Genomic DNA, 16,684 nt, shown 5'->3' with positions numbered 1-16,684 from the left:
TAAAGAGAAGATATCGTAAGGAGCACTCTTTTTTTGAAGTATATTTGTGGAAGTATATTTATGGAAGCATATACTTAGAAAGGAAAAAAGTAGGAAGCGATGATCAATAGGGTAGAATGCATGAAATGGAGGGAACCATGTTGATGAGCGAAGAAGAGTGGGAGCGGCTGTTAGCTATTCGGACGGCCGGTCGAGATGACAGCCGTTCCGATGGCGAACATCATCCGTATGAACCGACGGATTACTGCGTCTTGGAACGATTGGCTAATAGTGGTTTGATTCGCAAAAGGAATATGCTCATCGACTACGGCAGCGGTAAGGGGAGAGTAAGTATTTTTCTGGCCTATCAGATTGGGTGTCGTTCTATTGGTGTCGAATACGATGAACGCCTCTTTCAGAAGGCAATGATCAACGCCGAGAGTCGGGCTGCACGGCAACGGGTTTCCTTTGTCCTCGGTGATGCGGCAACGTATGCGCTTCCGGACGAAGCGGATTGCTGTTTTTTCTTTAATCCCTTTGCGCTACATACACTAAAACGAGTTCTGGGAAATATCTTTGATTCTTTGCAGCGAGTACCGCGCCCATTACGCCTCTTTTTCTATTATCCCTACAAAGATGTGGAGAGTTTTCTAAATCAGCATTGGCGCCTTGATGCCGAAGAGCCGGTAGACTGTAGGGACCTTTTTGACGGAAACGATGAAAGAGAAAAAATCTTGGTCTATTCGGTTCGAACTATGGAAAATACCTCCATCTTAAGCCGGTAGTACATGCCGGATGGAAGAGTATTGACAAAGCATGTGTTCTATAATACAATAACAAAGTATTCCAGATGCGGTTGTGGTGGAATGGCAGACACGCTGTCTTCAGGCGGCAGTGCTTTCGGGCGTGCGGGTTCAACTCCCGCCAACCGCACCAGACTATAGTAAATATGCGGCTTACGAGATTTTCGTAGGCCGCTTTTTTTGCGTTTGACTACATTTTATCTCCAGGTGTTTGACTACATTTTGACTGCAACCTAAAATACTTTTTCTAATCTTTTTATCTCGCGATACCTTTTTGCGCTCTTTCTTGAGGATTATTTTGATGGTTAATTGTAAAATGAAATTGAACACATAAAAAATCCATAGCGGCTACCGTCATGTTATGATTAAAGTGACAAAACTAGACCAACACACGAGGTATCACTATGGACTACACTAATCATAACACATCATTGCGTACAAACAAACACCTTTCGTATGAAGAACGTTTCTACATTGAAAAGCAGCTGCAGGCTAATGTCTCGAAATCAGCCATTGCCAAAGCACTTGGTCGTTCTAGAACAACGATTCATACTGAAATCAAACGTGGCACCGTAGTACAAATTAAGCAAGGTACATCAGTACTCATGTACTTGGCCGATCGTGGTCAGGGCAGTTACGAAGCATCTAGAAAAGGTTCTTTCAATACCTTGAAGGCCGGTGCTATTGAAGCATTCTTGGCTTGGATAGAAAGTAAAATTGTAAAGGATAGATGGTCATTGGATGCAGCTGTTGGCTATGCTATACGCAATCACCTGTTTGCACGTGATGCAATGGTATCCGCTAAAACGCTATATAACTATGTGCACCAAGGAATACTTCCAATAGCTCCTATTGATTTACCACTTATGGTGCGCCGTTCGACCCGTAAGGATAGAATACGTAAGCACAAAAAGCACTTGGGAAAGTCCATTGATTTACGAGATACGTCTATCTTACGCCGTGAAGAATTTGGTCATTGGGAGTTAGATACGGTACGAGGCAGCAAAGACAAGCAAGATGAGGTAATCGTTTCTTTACTTGAACGCAAAACACGAGCCTATGTAACGCTTAGGTCTCCTTCAGCTAAGGCAGCAGATATTACAACTACCTTACAGAGTTGGTTAAGTCGGTGTAGTGACGTCTTAGATAGCAAGAGTTTATGTAAAACGATTACGTCAAATAACGGGCTTGAATTCGCCTCCATTACCAACCTAGAAAATGAGGGACTCCAAATCTTTTTTGCTCATCCCTATGCCGCATGGGAGCGAGGGTCTAATGAAAGACACAATGGATTGTTGCGCCGTTTCATTCCCAAAGGTATTCCTATACATACTGTGTCTGAAGCCGCTCTTAAACGGGCAACAAATTGGTGTAACACATTACCCAGAAAAATTCTTGGCTACCGTACACCACGAGAGGCATTCCTTGACGAAATTAGAAAGCTAACGGATGTAACGAGTGTTCAATTTCATATTGCAATTTAGAATTTTTTTTCATCAAATTCAAATTTAATCTTTAAATTCTACTGTAGCAACAACTGAAGTAGGCTTCTTGGAGCTGCTTGTACAGCTCTTTGTCAATTTAAATTCTACTGTAGCAACAACTGAAGACTGACAGGGAAATCCGAATGAGTAAAGAGCGACGTTATTTAAATTCTACTGTAGCAATAACTGAAGGAGACGAATTCAACATATAAAGAGTCTATTGAGAATAATTTAAATTCTACTGTAGCAATAACTGAAGGGCAATAGGATACTATGTCATCACGGCACCGTACACATTTAAATTCTACTGTAGTAACAACTGAAGAATTAATGAGAGTAAAGACGATGTAGCCATAGCAATTTTTAAATTCTACTGTAGTAACAACTGAAGGCCCGTATCCGCCAACAGAAAAGCAGTTGAACGCATTTTTAAATTCTACTGTAGTAACAACTGAAGGTTATTGGTAATTTATTCGGCGTTATCAGCTATGAATTTTTAAATTCTACTGTAGTAACAACTGAAGCGCACGGATGGCCGATGGTACATCACTATCCCTTGGTTTTAAATTCTACTGTAGTAACAACTGAAGAACCGAGGAAGTTTGGAGAGTTCAGATTTATATCAAATTTTAAATTCTACTGTAGTAACAACTGAAGTGTGAGTGCGTACGCTTATTGGCTCCCGTTGGTCATTTTAAATTCTACTGTAGTAACAACTGAAGCCTAACACTCATACCGCAATGGCGGTGCAGATAAAAACAAGCATTTCTGTCGGACTGCCACTACTGAGTATTCTGTTGAAATAATTATGCTATAAATTTTTCATATTTACAAGTCATTGAGCCATTGTCGATAGAAGGGAAAATAGATTATACCAAGGGTCGACAGAGATTGTTTAGTGAGGCTGTGTCTGAATGATACTACTTGGTGTGTATTCTAAGTGATGACAGTGTAGGCGCTTGATGACTATGATATACTGAGATTGGTAATAGCTAGTAGAAAATTACATAATAAAAAAGGCCTTTACCGATATACTAGGTATGCATGAAAAAATAGCAGCAAAAGTATGGGATACAAATCATATGATAAGAATGTAGGAAAATGGCTTTCTAAGACTGTAGGCTTTTGGCTGATTCATGTATATTTTCACCGATGATATTCGTTCCATGGGTTGAACGTAATAGTGAACTTTTGGCTGATTCATGTATGCTTTCACCGAGGTGATAGCTATGAATCAAGCAATATATACAAGAACGATATTTGTTGTACAAACGCTTTTATATCGAAAAGGAACGTAAGCCAATGTCTCAAAGTCAGCTATTGCTAAGGCCCTTGGTCGTTCTAGAATAACGATTTATATTGAGATTAAAAGTGGCACCGTAGTATAAATTAAGCAAGGAAGGCTAATAGACGTAGTAAGTATTCAATTTTATATTGTAATTTTGGGTTGCTAAAAATTACTATATATGGAATAATGGAGATGCATAAGAGTGGTGTAGGAGTGAGCACGCCTTGAAAGAGGAGACGCCGGTTGAAATCCGGCCACGGCATATAGATGTGCTGGTGCAAAGCAGAATCGGTATCGCGGTTCTGCTTTTTTATTATATGCCGGTCGACTACGGTACCGTATATTCCCGGAATAAGCGACGATGATGGTACACGGGCTGCAACGCTGCGCCGGATGCCGCCAATGCCCCGCCGAAATAAGCGACGATGATGGTACACGGGCTGCTCGTAAAGAAGGTGATCCTGATGGTAAGACCGTACAAGTACCGGCTGAATTATCCTATGAAGAATGGTATAATAAATATGTAAAAAACCATGAGACAGATGCGTTGAATGGCTTAGTAACTAGTAATGGTATACCTATCACTTCTTTCTCGAAGCATCAGCAAGAACGGGCGGATTTACGCAAAGTTGATATTGAAGGTATAAAAGATGCTTTGCTGAATCCATTACATATTGGGGATGTTCGAGAAGGAGAGAATGGTAAATCACAACGGTTTATAGGCGAGCGAGCAACAGTTAATATTAATCCTGAAACAGGCATCGTAATCACGTCATGGAGGACGGGAACACGATTTGTAAAGAAGTATAAGAAGGAGGGGTAAACGTGCATGAAGTGTTAGACGTAAAATTAACCAATCAAGAGATGCTATTTTTACGCAACAAAGGGTTTTATGTAAGCTCTCCATTATCTATGGATATGGCCTATAGTATTGTTGATAAATTAGGCGATGAAGATTATGGAATCGCCGCAGATATTATTACCAAAATAACTACTCATCCCAACTGGTAGTAAACCGCTTACGAAAGTAGGCGGTTTTTTATATCCATTTTAAGCCCGGAAGGGCTTTTTTATTGCAAGGAGGTATACATATGACAAAAGAAGAGTTGGAGACTTTCTAGTTTACCGAGGAAAAGAGGACAAAAAAATAAACCGCTTGAAGCGGTATGCGATATAATAGGCACAACGAGATACCAAGGCGTAGCATGTTTAACTTTTACATCTCAAAAGAATGGTAGGTAATAAAAAAGAGACACTCTGCCGTTAATGACAGATGTCTCTCATTTATTGAGTACATGTACCTTCTAATGTTTTACGCGCGTGTAATTTTATCAGAACGAAGGCAGCGAGTGCATACATTAACCTTTTTGGTTTCGCCGTCTACAATTGCCCGTACTCTCTGGATATTAGGCTTCCAAGTCCTTTTTGTGCGGATATGAGAATGACTCACGTTCATACCGCTAGCTGTGGATTTGCCACATACTTCGCAAAGGTTTGCCATCAATTCCACCTCCAAGCATTTTTACAACATAACATAGGTATTCTATCATAAAGGGAAAGTAAAAGCAAGTAGTGAGATTGATCTAAACATATATCTAATTATTTTCCTGTGCTATAATGTACATAACAGTAATGACGAACGTATACACGATGGATGAAAGCAGTCTATGAATTGTGCTTGTGTGTACAACGAATAGTACTCGCTTATGATAGATACGATGATGGGGAAGGACGGTAGTAAGCAGATGGAAACAGCATTACAGACAATCAAGGGCATAGGACCGGGGCGTGAACGACAATTTCATCGTCTGGGTGTGCGCACAATTCCGGGCCTGCTTACGTATTTCCCACGTGCCTATGAGGACCGGAGCCATATTGTACCTTTGCGCGAATTGAAAGCCGGTGAAACGGCAGCGGTCATTGGTACCATTGCGACGGTACAGGAAAAGCGACCGCGTCGGGGTTTGTCAATTTTGGAGATTGTACTAGCAGATAGCACGGGACGTTGTAAGATTGTATTTTTTAATCAATCGTATAAAAAGAACATGTATAAAAAAGGATTGCGCCTTTACGCTTACGGTAAAGTCGATATGGGATACGGTGCGTTGCAGATGAATACACCGCATGTGGAAATGCTATACGGTGATCAACAACCGGACACGGGCATCGTACCGGTATACCCTTTGGTGGAAGGTGTATCCCAATATATAGTAAGGCAGGCACTGACGAATTGGTTTGCTGCGCATCGGGAGTTGCCGGATATTTTACCGCCGGAGGTAAGTGAAGCGCATTCCTTTATGGCGCGGTATGCAGCGTTTAAAGAAATGCATTTTCCCAGTACACCGGAAGCCTATAAGGCTGCGCGGCGGCAATTGGCGTATGAGGAGCTTTTTGTGATGCAAGCAGGATTATTGTTACTGCGAAGCCGACAACAAGCGGTAAAAGGGGTGGCGATGAAACCAAATGGACCACTTATCACCTCTTTCCTGGCATCGTTACCGTTTACCTTGACCGGTGATCAGCAGCGAGCTTTTCATGAGATAGCTACCGATATGGAAGACACCTTGCCGATGCAACGGCTATTGCAGGGGGATGTAGGCTCCGGCAAGACAGTAGTTGGCGCTTTAGCATTACTTAAAGCAGTAGAAAACGGATATCAAGGGGCACTGATGGCACCGACGGAAATTTTGGCACAGCAGCATTATGAAGGCATTACAGCGATGTGTAGTTCGCTTGATATCGCGTTGGCCTTGCTGACAGGTTCAACAAAGGCAAAAGAAAAACAGGTCATTTATGAAGGCTTGGCTGCAGGGACCATCGATATAGTTATCGGTACACATGCGCTTATTCAAGAGGGTGTGCACTTTAACAAACTTGCATTGACAATCATTGATGAGCAGCATCGCTTTGGTGTAGAGCAACGGGCGCGATTACAGCAAAAGGGGATGAATCCCCATGTTCTTGTAATGACGGCTACCCCGATTCCGCGAACCATGACACTTTCCATTTACGGAGATTTGGAGGTCAGTGCCATTGAAGAAATGCCGCCGGGGCGTAAGCCGGTGCAGACATTTGCCGTCAATTCATCCTATAAGGAACGGATGCGTAACTTCTTTGCCAAAGAAATGGAGACAGGTCATCAAGTCTATGTGGTTTGCCCCTTGGTAGAAGAGTCGGAAAAGCTGGATTTACAAGCAGCTGAGGCACTGTTCATGGAGCTGGCTGCGTATTATCACGGGCGTTTTGCGGTAGGTATGGTACACGGTCGCATGAGTGCAGCCGAAAAGGAAGAGGTTATGGAGGCCTTTCATCGCCGGGATATTCAGCTTTTAGTATCTACTACGGTTATTGAAGTAGGCGTCAATGTACCGAATGCGACGATCATGTGTGTGGAAGGAGCGGAACGATTCGGACTTTCACAGCTGCATCAGTTGCGTGGTCGTGTGGGGCGCGGTGATGCGCAGGCATATTGCATATTGGTCAGTGACAGTCGTAACGAGGAGAGCAAAAAGCGATTGCATTTAATGGAAACTATTCAAGATGGATTTGTTTTGGCGGAACAGGATTTATTGCTGCGCGGTGCAGGGCAGCTGTTTGGCCTTATGCAGCACGGCTTGCCGGATTTGAAGGTGGCGGATATCGTTCGAGATATTGATATGTTGGCCGAGGCGCGCAGAGATGCGAAAGCGTTCATTGCCAAGCAAGGCTTTGCGTATTGTGCGGAGAAGATGAAGCCGGAATTGGAACAGCGCTTCGGTGATGATTTTATTCGCATCCTATATAGCTAAGCAGCGCATATCATTTTGTTAATGAAGGCAATATAAAAAGAGGAGTTACAACGAAGTGAGTGAACCGACGTCCCGGTATTAGAGGTTAGAGCTAATCATTGGGAACGTTCGTACACTTTGTTCGTCGTAACTCCTTTTTATTTCATACACTATGTACTTGTTAACTCATTTTTACCAGCGTACTGCATAACGGCGGTACTGGATGTACCAGAGACGCCACGTGTAAAGAATACCGGCTACCGACACACTGCTCAATAAGCCAACCCAGATGCCGTACGGACCATAGCCGAGCAGCTTGCTAAACACATAGGCTACGGGAACACTGACGCCCCAATAGGTGGAGATAGCAATGACGGAAATAATTCGCACATCCTTGTAGCCGCGCAAGATCCCTTGAATCGGTGTGCCAAAGGCATCAATTATCGTAAAGAACACTGCATAGGATAGGAAGCTGCCGATAAGGTTTACCATATGACGTTCCGTTGTATATAAACCGGCGATGGTAGATAGATGGGTGAAGCTGTACATACTGATCAAGGCAGCAATGACGAGAGACACACCGCGAGCAATGTACGCATAGGCCTTTGCATCCGCATAGCGTTGAGCGCCGACTTCGTAACCAACGGCAATGGTAGAGGCGATGCTCAAGCTAAGGGGGAAGCAATAAAAGAGATTGGTAAAGCTGATGGCTGCCTGATGGGCTGCGATGATTTCGGTACCAAAATAGGCCATTACAAGACCGGCTACACTAAAGATACTCATTTCACAGAAGATAGATATCCCAATCGGCACACCTAAGCGAAGCTGTTCTTGAATGTATGGCCATTGCCACGGTTCGAGCTGTTTGAAAAAGTGATAGTCTTTAAACGCTTTACAGCGTGTTACAATCACTAGATAACAGAGTAAGTTAAACCAACAGCAGATAGCCGTGGCAATACCGGCACCGACACCGCCTAAGGCCGGTAATCCGAAATGACCGTTAATCAATACATAATTTAAGAGGACACTAAGGAAAAAGCTGGTTATCATGATGCCCATGGAATAATGGGTATACCCATGAGAGTCGACGGTGTTACGCAAAATGGATAGCCACATCAAGGGAAGAATGCCGAAAGCGATGGCTGTCATATAATGAATGCAAACCTCGTAGGCTTGCGGTTCTAGATTGAGCAGTAACAATAACGGTTTAAGACCTAAGAGACCTAAGATAAGTAGGAAAAGTCCCATGCAGGTAGCTAGATACAGCCCTTGACGGACGATAGTAGGAATTTGCTCCGGTCGTTTCGCGCCGAGTAGTTGGGCAATAATCGGTGAAATGCCGAGGAGTATGCCCATAGCGCCGAAGAAGCAGGCGACCCAAATATTATAGCCGATAGAAATTCCCGCCAGATCGACGGTGCTGTATTGACCGGTAAGGAATACAGCCACAAAAGTACCGGCTAAGAGAGAAAACTGCGTCAATATAACCGGTGTAGCCAGACGCAGAAACAGTCGGAGCTTTTGGAAAATCGTTTCAGTTTGATGCATAGATACAACCCTTTCTAATACAACACATGGAGCACTGTATAGGCAGTTACGGAGCAATAAAAAAAGCCCCCAACCTAAGAGTGGAGAACTTGCCTATAGGTGTGCACTTGAAATGTACACCGCACAAAATGAGAGTAAGAAAATCCCAGTAAATTTATTATATTTCTCATGATACCCTCATAATTATTATGATATAATTGTACCATATAAGGCTACGAAAGGTAAAGTAGCGACCTGCAAGGGAGATGCCTGAAAGATATCAGACGTCTTTTTTATGTACAATCAAGCAGGACTATAACCGACAGTGGCAGAATTTGATAGACGTATAGTTAGATGATAACGATGATGGAGGAACCGCATTGGAGATTGCTAGTGTGGCAGGCTTGCTTGCTATTGTAAAAATTATTGTCATTGATATTTTATTAGCCGGGGATAATGCGATTGTAATTGGGATGGCGGCTAAAAATTTACCGCCTCATCACCGCAAACAGGCTATTTTATGGGGGACTGTCGGGGCTATTGTATTGCGCTTAGTCATGGCCGTTTTATTTGTAGAAGCGCTTAACACGATTCCGGCGTTACACTTAATCGGTGGTCTATTGCTACTTTGGATTGGCTATTCACTCCTAGACGATACCAAGAAGGAGCATTCCATTGAAGCCAAGGATAATTTGCGTAGCGCTATTATGACGATTGTGATTGCCGATGGCGTAATGGGGATAGACAATGTAATCGGTGTTGTTGGTGCTGCCGAAGGTCACATGGGCTTAGTGGTGGCGGGCATGTTGATAACGGTGCCGATTATTATCTGGGGCAGTACGCTATTTGTTAAACTGATCGATAGATATCCGGTTATACTCTATGCCGGTGGCGGTATTCTTGGCTGGGTCGGCGGCGGTATGATTGAAGCCGATCATTTAGTGGCACCATACCTTGCTCCCTATGCGATTCCTTTTAAATTGGCTTGTGTTGTCCTTGTCTTGGCAGCTGCTATTATAAAAAAGAGAATGCGATAATGTTTACGTGCGTTTTATAGTCAACAGTGCTATAATATTCCTTACATGATTATGAGGAAGGATGCGAATGGATTGTTAGACTTATTAGATATAGCCACGTGGATTGCTCTAGGCAAAATTATTATTGTAGATATTGTATTAGCCGGAGACAACGCTGTTGTTATCGGTATGGCGGCGGAAAAGCTGTCACCGGATTTGCAAAAGAAAGCTATCTTTTGGGGCACCTTCGGTGCCATCGCTATTCGGTTGGTATTGGCCTTTTTGTTGGCGGAAGCATTACATATCATTCCGGCACTACACATTATAGGTGGTATTGTACTGGCTTGGATTGCAGTGAAACTCTTGATGGATCAAGATGAAGAAGCACATGTGGAAGCAAAGGATTCCCTTAGAGAGGCGATTATTACTATAGTGCTGGCGGATGCTATGATGAGCATTGACAATGTGATTGGTGTCGTAGCAGCCGCACAAGGCATTATGGAACTGGTTGTACTGGGCATGTTGGTAACGGTACCGATTATTATCTTTAGTGCTTCCTTATTTGCAAAGCTTATCAGCAAATATCCGATTATTTTATATGCCGGTGGTGCCGTATTGGGTTGGGTAGCCGGTGAAATGGTAGTAGCCGATCCGTTGCTGGCTGCTGTTTGGCAGTGGCCGCAAGCAGTAGCCGGCGTTATTGGTATTGTTGTTGTCATGGTGGCCGTAGCTATTATGAAACAAATTAAGAAGTAAATAAAAAGTAATTAAAATAAAGCGATGCTCATATATCTCAGAGGTCAGGTTTTACGAATGAAATAGATAAAAGAAGGAGACTATCAGCAACGAAAGCTCGGTCTATCGAAGAGCGTTTCTTATGCGGATAGTCTCCTTTCTTCTCCTCACTAGAAGAAAAAAGTATCCTACGATAGCTATGCAGAATGCCCTTCGAAAGACCGGGCTTCAAAGAGCTATCGTAGGATACTTTTTTATTTATCTATTCATTCGTAAGACTTGACTGCCAAGACATGAGTCGACCTCCAAGTTATTTATTTAGTTTCCGGGCGTAACTGAAGAATCTATAGGCGTGAGTTTTTAGTTTTTATGTCATAGGTTACACGTTGGATAGCAGTAATTGAATGTTCGGTAATATTAATTGGATGTTCGACAGCATTAGTTACTTTTGTTTGTACATATCTATCGGTTGAAAGGTACACATAAATTTTTTGTAATTTTTATTTTCGGTTGAAAGAAGCATACAATACAGATATATACTGGATTTTCAGATTGGATGCGAAATTAAGATAATTGCATGATAAAAAAATATGGGTAATTATGTTTAAAAAGGGGGTCGTTTTTGCCTGTTATAAGTGAGGGGGTAATTTTCCCCACTAGATTTTAGGGAGGTACGACTCATGAATTACATCAAACAAATAAACGGGTTTCAAAAATGGATACTAGTGCATCCGGGAGTTTCTTCATCGGCGCGTTTTCTTTGGCTTACGTTACTTCATTATAATAATGTGGCCGGATGGAAAAAGAATTTTAATTTATCAATGAACGCATTGCTGTTAAGTACAGGCTTGTGTGAACGCACGATTCGCAATGCGAGAAATGAGTTATGCTCGTTAGGTCTTTTAATATATAAGAAGGGAAGAGTGGGAATTGCCCCGACATACCAACTGATCCCGGTAGAAGAGTTTGATAAGCCCGATGATCTTCCGATAGATGAAATCACTACGGACGAAATGACTACGGGTCAAATGAAGGAAGGCAAAACAGCCACAGATGTAACGATAACAGAACTGGTAACATCTGCTGGTGATAATGAAGAGGTACCACAGGCAGAATTAGAATTGGAAGACATTGCCAATAATAAAGATGAAATTAATATAGCGTTAGAGCCGGTAAAAGCTTCCGAGAATGATGGTAAACATACAGCTAATATAGAGTTAGAACCGGCAAAATTTACCGGCAATGACGATGAAAAAATAGATAATACAAAACATATACCGGCAACGGTACCGGCAATACTACCGGTAAAGGTTAGGGTAAAAAGTTACGAAACTTTTGTACCTATACTTAAACTAAACGAAACTAGACTAAACATCTCTAAAGAAAGTACAAAGAAAGGTAGCGAAGCTATCCTTGTAGAGCCCCAAGACAATACATTAAAAAATGCAGAAGAGGACATGTCGAATGTAACATTGCAATCGAAATCTGTGTCTACGATTGAATTACAATCCAATGCTACGATCACATCGAAAGAAACATCCAAATCCACAGCGAAGTCTACAGCGATGTCTAACAAGGCTGACGAAGAAGAACCGTTTGTTCCGCCAACGCTGGAGATGGTGCAGGCGTATTGTAAAGAGAAGGACTACCACATTGATCCGGAAGCGTTCATGGCGTACTACGATGCGGTAGGTTGGTCTGTGGGCAAGAAGACGATGAAGAGCTGGAAACGAGCGGCTGCTTACTGGGAACGAAATGAAAAGAAGTGGAAGGCGGAAGCGAAGGAACGGCGAGATGCCTATCGCTCACAAGGGTACGGTTCTCGCTCACAAGGGTATCGCTCTCGTTCACAAAGGGATGGTTCTCGTACTACGGGATATGCTAACGGCAATGATAACAGAGACGGCTCCACAAATTACAGCGGAACGGGAGAATCCACAACCAACAGAAGAACAGGCTGCGCCAGACGTTTCTACTACCACGTGGCAGGAGTCGGGTTAACAACAGTGGAAAGGAAACCGGCACCGCGGCATACCTTTACCTATCACCGAGCAGGAGGCGATGACTAATGGCAGGGATGCAGTCCATTGCTTCATAAGAAGAAGGAAAAGCGTAGAACATTTTGTTGTCTGAAGTCTACTGTAGTAGCGACTGAAGGATGATGTAAAGAAAGCTTTGCGCACCCCATGGTCATTTAAATTCTACTTTAGTAACAACTGAAGAGTTACGACAACGGGAGATGTACAAGTCCGGGAAACATTTAAATTCTACTGTAGTAACAACTGAAGTTATCGCGGTCCGTTTCGGTAGCTTTAAAACCAAGATTTAAATTCTACTGTAGTAACAACTGAAGTTTCCACCGCTCTTTCCATCGCTCTTTCCATTATGCATTTAAATTCTACTGTAGTAACAACTGAAGAATGTCGACTCTCGACGCCACTCTTCTAATACCTCATTTAAATTCTACTGTAGTAACAACTGAAGACTGTCCTTTTTCTTTTTGTAGAAATACCCGTGGCACATTTAAATTCTACTGTAGTAACAACTGAAGCTTTGACATTGCGCAGGGCAAGGTTGGCCAACAAGAATTTAAATTCTACTGTAGTAACAACTGAAGGCCTCTTAGAGTTAGAATCATATGAATTTCATAGCAATTTAAATTCTACTGTAGTAACAACTGAAGTTAAAGAGGTGTTGTTATGAGATTACCGAATGGATTATTTAAATTCTACTGTAGTAACAACTGAAGGAAGAAAGACTAAGAAAAAAAATATCTCAAGAAAATAATTTAAATTCTACTGTAGTAACAACTGAAGACGTCCCAATAAATATGCGCACTAAACCAATATCATATTTAAATTCTACTGTAGTAACAACTGAAGGTTATCCGAGAAAGCCATACAGTCGCTAAAGTTGGAATTTAAATTCTACTGTAGTAACAACTGAAGTCGTAGGATATATTTTTGGGATTGCAAAAATCAAATATTTAAATTCTACTGTAGTAACAACTGAAGTCTACCACTCATATTGCAGTGGCAGTGCAGATAAAAATAAGCATTTCTGTCGGACTGCTACTCTTAAGTATTCTGATGAAATAATTATGCTATAAATTTTTCATATTTACAAGTCTTTGAGCCATTGTCGATAGAAGGGGAAATAGATTATACCAAGGGTCGACAAAGATTATTCGGGAGGTTGTGTTTGAATGATACCTCTTGGTGTACATTTTAAGTGATGACAGCATAGACTCTTATATAATTTATATATAGTTAGATGCATATGATATACTAAGATTAGCAATAGCTGGTAGAACAATACATAATGAAAGAGGCTTTTTACCGATATACCAGGCATGTATGAAAAAGTAACCATAGAACTTTGTAACATGTATAAGGTAGATTAAGTCCAATACGATTTAAATTGTACTGTAGTCACAATTCAGGTTCGTTTGCACTATAGCCGAGAGGACCAAGCCCTTTTATTTATATTTTACTGTCATTGGCGCAGGAGTGATCAATTAACCCATAGTGGAATTTCAAAATATACTAATAATCTTAATTGGTAATTGCTTTGATATAATTACTTGTTTTAGTTAATTCTTACATGGTATGTATGGCACATATGATTGACGCATGGGATGTATGATAAAATGTTATTTGTGCTTGACAGAATATAGTTTTGGAATGATAATTGGCTTAAGAATCAATTGAAACAATCAAATTAAAAAGTTTGAGCAATTTTATATATAGAAAGGGTGAAAAATATAAATGCGTTTTTCGTTGTATTTTACGCTGGCGCATAATCGGCTCCCTACAGAGTTACGGCGCTCTATCATTAGCTTTATTAAAAATGCATTAACAGAAGCCAATGATGGAAGATACTTCACATCGTTTTTTCAAAATACAATCAATAAGTGCTATACATTTTCGGTGGTATTAGACAAGCCGGTGTTCAGCAGCGAATGCATTACTATTGAAAAACCTCGTATGAAGGTTAGTTTTTCGGCAACGGACGAGTCCAATGGGTTAGGTCGAATTTTCTTGAATTGTTTAATAAAACAAAAGCATAAAACATATCCGTTGGCGTTGCAAAATCAGATGACCTTGGATCGTATTCAACTGGAACGAGAACAGAAAGTAGTAAGTGATCAAGTCTTGGTACGTACAAGTCCCGGTGGTGGACTGGTAGTTCGTAATCATGATAGAAACACGAACAAAGATAGCTACTATTGCTGTGATGATGCCGATTTTGTAACGGAGTTGGAGCGTTCGCTGTCCGATCAGTTAGATAGAGCCGGCTTTAAGGACACGGCCATTACAGTTACGGTGGCGGAAGCAAAAAAAGTTATTGTGTCACATTTTGGTCTTAAATTGCCTGTAACGGTGGGATATTTCATTCTTTCCGGTAATCGATTTACTCTGCAATATTTGCTCGATGCAGGGATTGGCAGTCGACGCTCGCAGGGGTTTGGCAAAATTGACAAAGTACAAGTATAAAAACGTGGAAAGTGTAAAGATATAGCTCACAAGTTACTTGAGAAACAAGTTATTTGAGAAAAAAGATATATAGCTTGGAAGGAGGGATACTGTGTTAATACATAATCCGGAAGGGAGTCAATTTGATACGTCAATCTTTGCTTCCGACTGGCGTTATTCTGCAGCCATTATAGGCTTGCGTGAATATTTGCGTTCGTGTGACGCTGAATTCAAAGAGGATGCCAGAGCATACAATCCGGTTATCGATTGTGAAGATGAATGTTTTCAGTTTAACATGACAGATATTACGGAAGAACAATATATTCAGTTTGTCGGTAAATTTTTTGGCCCCTTGTTACAGCCTTGCCAATTAGAGAGAAAATTACGCGAAGCAGCTCCGCTTAGTGAAGACGACTTAAAAGAATGCAATGACTTGTTGACAGGGCAAGGGTCCAATACGATTCTTAAGAAAATATTTAATAAAGAAAAGATTAGCGAGGAAAATCGTGCGGAGATTCTTGATACCTTGCGGGCCCATAAGCAAGAGCTAGTACTAGAAACATATCGCAATAAGAAAAATCTTTATGCTAACTATGCCAACACGAATATGCTGCTCAAAGAGGCCGGAGAGGCATGTCGGTTAAATGGTTACTATCTTGATGTACCTAAAAAGGGAAAATCACAAGGGTATGGCTTTGATAAGGGGAGAATCGACAGTACGGACAGTATTATTTTTGATTTTATTCCCTTTGCGTTTTCTGGCGGACGAATCAAGTATTTTATTAATAACAGCTATAGTATTAGGCAGATGATAGCCGTGGCAGGAAGTTTACGAAAGATTAAAGATGATGAGGAGAAGGAAGAACGCCGGTTAACAGATACGCAGGTGTTGTGGAAATTTTTAATCCATATCATAAAGCATAATCCGGGAGATATTGAAATCATTGTTAAGGATCAAGACAAGGGATTTTTTGAAACAGTATATGTTCGCGAGAAAGCGATGAAAATATTAGAAGGCATGGAAAAGACCTTTACTATGGATGATCATGCCAATCCGGGACAAAAGAAAGAAGTAACTTTTTATCAGGCGCTATCGCGGATTTATAAGAGCGACGGTAATCAAGATTATATCGATATTCAAAAAGAGGTACTCAAAGCCGTTTTACAAGATACGCTACTGGATAAATGGATTGAATTTTTTCTCAAGGAAAATGAATTTACGGCCAATGCGCATGTAAAGGCAGTGATTCATCGACTGATAGGAATAAACCTACAAATTAGAACTGGAGGGGATACGATGAAGACAGCAGCAAAGCAAGCTTGGGCCTGTGCACAAGAAGTGCGAAAAAGCCCGGCTGTTAAAGAAAATAAATTACGAACCTATCGGACAAAGTTGCTCAGTGCGATAGTCGGACATAACTATGATAAAGCCAGCCAGATACTACTCCATTTATCGATTTACAGTGGTATATATTTCCCCTTTGCCAGTGAAATATTTGCTGATTTTGAACAGAATAAGGACGTATTTTACACCTTTATCGAAGCATTAGGGGCACCGGAAAAAGTAGAAGCATCGTCATCGGGTGTCAATGAATAAGTAAGGAGGAGAA

12 protein-coding genes, 1 tRNA gene and 2 CRISPR repeat arrays are annotated in these 16,684 nt (G+C 41.4%); of the genes, 11 read left to right on the top strand and 2 right to left on the bottom strand.

Going from position 1 to position 16,684, the window contains the following annotated elements:
- The first annotated feature begins 140 nt into the window (after positions 1-140).
- From Q5873_RS07220 to Q5873_RS07200, 5 genes are all read left to right on the top strand, one after another.
- A complete protein-coding gene (locus Q5873_RS07220; RefSeq protein ID WP_303060208.1) occupies positions 141-764 on the top strand; it encodes a class I SAM-dependent methyltransferase in 624 nt (207 codons plus the stop codon).
- A 67-nt stretch (positions 765-831) separates the two neighbouring features.
- A tRNA-Leu gene (locus Q5873_RS07215) sits at positions 832-915 on the top strand.
- 271 nt (positions 916-1,186) lie between these two features.
- The gene (locus Q5873_RS07210) at positions 1,187-2,266 is read left to right on the top strand and encodes an IS30 family transposase (protein WP_303060143.1); all 1,080 of its coding nucleotides are present in this window, start codon (positions 1,187-1,189) and stop codon (positions 2,264-2,266) included.
- A 29-nt stretch (positions 2,267-2,295) separates the two neighbouring features.
- A CRISPR array of direct repeats spans positions 2,296-2,988; the repeat unit is 30 nt; unit sequence TTTTAAATTCTACTGTAGTAACAACTGAAG.
- Positions 2,989-3,915: 927 nt separating this feature from the next.
- Positions 3,916-4,377 carry a hypothetical protein gene (locus Q5873_RS07205; protein WP_303060141.1) on the top strand — a complete coding sequence of 154 codons (462 nt, stop codon included), beginning with the start codon at positions 3,916-3,918 and terminating at the stop codon, positions 4,375-4,377.
- Between the two features lie 2 nt (positions 4,378-4,379).
- Entirely contained in the window at positions 4,380-4,565 is a 186-nt protein-coding gene (locus tag Q5873_RS07200) for a hypothetical protein (protein ID WP_303060140.1), read from the top strand.
- A gap of 301 nt (positions 4,566-4,866) precedes the next feature.
- On the opposite strand, the gene rpmB is transcribed toward Q5873_RS07200, so the two are convergent.
- Positions 4,867-5,055: a 50S ribosomal protein L28 gene (rpmB, locus tag Q5873_RS07195; protein ID WP_071838105.1), complete on the bottom strand. Its 189-nt coding sequence runs from the start codon at positions 5,053-5,055 to the stop codon at positions 4,867-4,869.
- Between the two features lie 244 nt (positions 5,056-5,299).
- On the opposite strand from rpmB, the gene recG reads away from it, so the two are divergent.
- Positions 5,300-7,342 carry an ATP-dependent DNA helicase RecG gene (gene recG / locus Q5873_RS07190; RefSeq protein ID WP_303060137.1) on the top strand — a complete coding sequence of 681 codons (2,043 nt, stop codon included), beginning with the start codon at positions 5,300-5,302 and terminating at the stop codon, positions 7,340-7,342.
- Positions 7,343-7,513: 171 nt separating this feature from the next.
- On the opposite strand, the gene Q5873_RS07185 is transcribed toward recG, so the two are convergent.
- Positions 7,514-8,869, bottom strand: coding sequence for an MATE family efflux transporter (locus Q5873_RS07185; protein ID WP_303060135.1), 1,356 nt, complete (start codon positions 8,867-8,869; stop codon positions 7,514-7,516).
- A gap of 359 nt (positions 8,870-9,228) precedes the next feature.
- Between Q5873_RS07185 and Q5873_RS07180 the strand changes: the two genes are divergently transcribed.
- The 5 genes from Q5873_RS07180 (at position 9,229) to cas8a1 (ending at position 16,671) form a co-directional block, all read left to right on the top strand.
- A complete protein-coding gene (locus tag Q5873_RS07180) occupies positions 9,229-9,885 on the top strand; it encodes a YjbE family putative metal transport protein (protein WP_205088050.1) in 657 nt (218 codons plus the stop codon).
- A gap of 72 nt (positions 9,886-9,957) precedes the next feature.
- The gene (locus Q5873_RS07175) at positions 9,958-10,620 is read left to right on the top strand and encodes a TerC family protein (RefSeq protein ID WP_303060134.1); all 663 of its coding nucleotides are present in this window, start codon (positions 9,958-9,960) and stop codon (positions 10,618-10,620) included.
- Positions 10,621-11,279: 659 nt separating this feature from the next.
- Positions 11,280-12,668 carry a helix-turn-helix domain-containing protein gene (locus tag Q5873_RS07170; protein ID WP_303060132.1) on the top strand — a complete coding sequence of 463 codons (1,389 nt, stop codon included), beginning with the start codon at positions 11,280-11,282 and terminating at the stop codon, positions 12,666-12,668.
- 58 nt (positions 12,669-12,726) lie between these two features.
- Positions 12,727-13,613: a CRISPR direct-repeat array (repeat unit 30 nt; unit sequence ATTTAAATTCTACTGTAGTAACAACTGAAG).
- Between the two features lie 753 nt (positions 13,614-14,366).
- Positions 14,367-15,095: a CRISPR-associated endoribonuclease Cas6 gene (locus tag Q5873_RS07165; RefSeq protein ID WP_303060130.1), complete on the top strand. Its 729-nt coding sequence runs from the start codon at positions 14,367-14,369 to the stop codon at positions 15,093-15,095.
- Between the two features lie 91 nt (positions 15,096-15,186).
- On the top strand, positions 15,187-16,671 hold the full coding sequence (cas8a1, locus tag Q5873_RS07160; protein WP_303060128.1) for a type I CRISPR-associated protein Cas8a1/Csx8: 1,485 nt from the start codon (positions 15,187-15,189) through the stop codon (positions 16,669-16,671).
- Positions 16,672-16,684: the final 13 nt, after the last annotated feature.

Origin of the sequence: Veillonella magna (genome assembly GCF_959600285.1) — a bacterium.
Taxonomy (GTDB): Bacteria; Bacillota; Negativicutes; order Veillonellales; family Veillonellaceae; genus Veillonella_A; species Veillonella_A magna.
This window is presented reverse-complemented; position numbering and strand designations above follow the sequence as displayed.

Excerpts from the sequence above, each read along its gene's own strand:
- Q5873_RS07210 (WP_303060143.1), top strand. The coding sequence starts at position 1,187 with ATGGACTACACTAATCATAACACATCATTGCGTACAAACAAACACCTT.
- Q5873_RS07205 (WP_303060141.1), top strand. The coding sequence starts at position 3,916 with ATGATGGTACACGGGCTGCAACGCTGCGCCGGATGCCGCCAATGCCCC.
- rpmB (WP_071838105.1), bottom strand. The coding sequence starts at position 5,055 with ATGGCAAACCTTTGCGAAGTATGTGGCAAATCCACAGCTAGCGGTATG.
- recG (WP_303060137.1), top strand. The coding sequence starts at position 5,300 with ATGGAAACAGCATTACAGACAATCAAGGGCATAGGACCGGGGCGTGAA.
- Q5873_RS07185 (WP_303060135.1), bottom strand. The coding sequence starts at position 8,869 with ATGCATCAAACTGAAACGATTTTCCAAAAGCTCCGACTGTTTCTGCGT.
- Q5873_RS07170 (WP_303060132.1), top strand. The coding sequence starts at position 11,280 with ATGAATTACATCAAACAAATAAACGGGTTTCAAAAATGGATACTAGTG.
- Q5873_RS07165 (WP_303060130.1), top strand. The coding sequence starts at position 14,367 with ATGCGTTTTTCGTTGTATTTTACGCTGGCGCATAATCGGCTCCCTACA.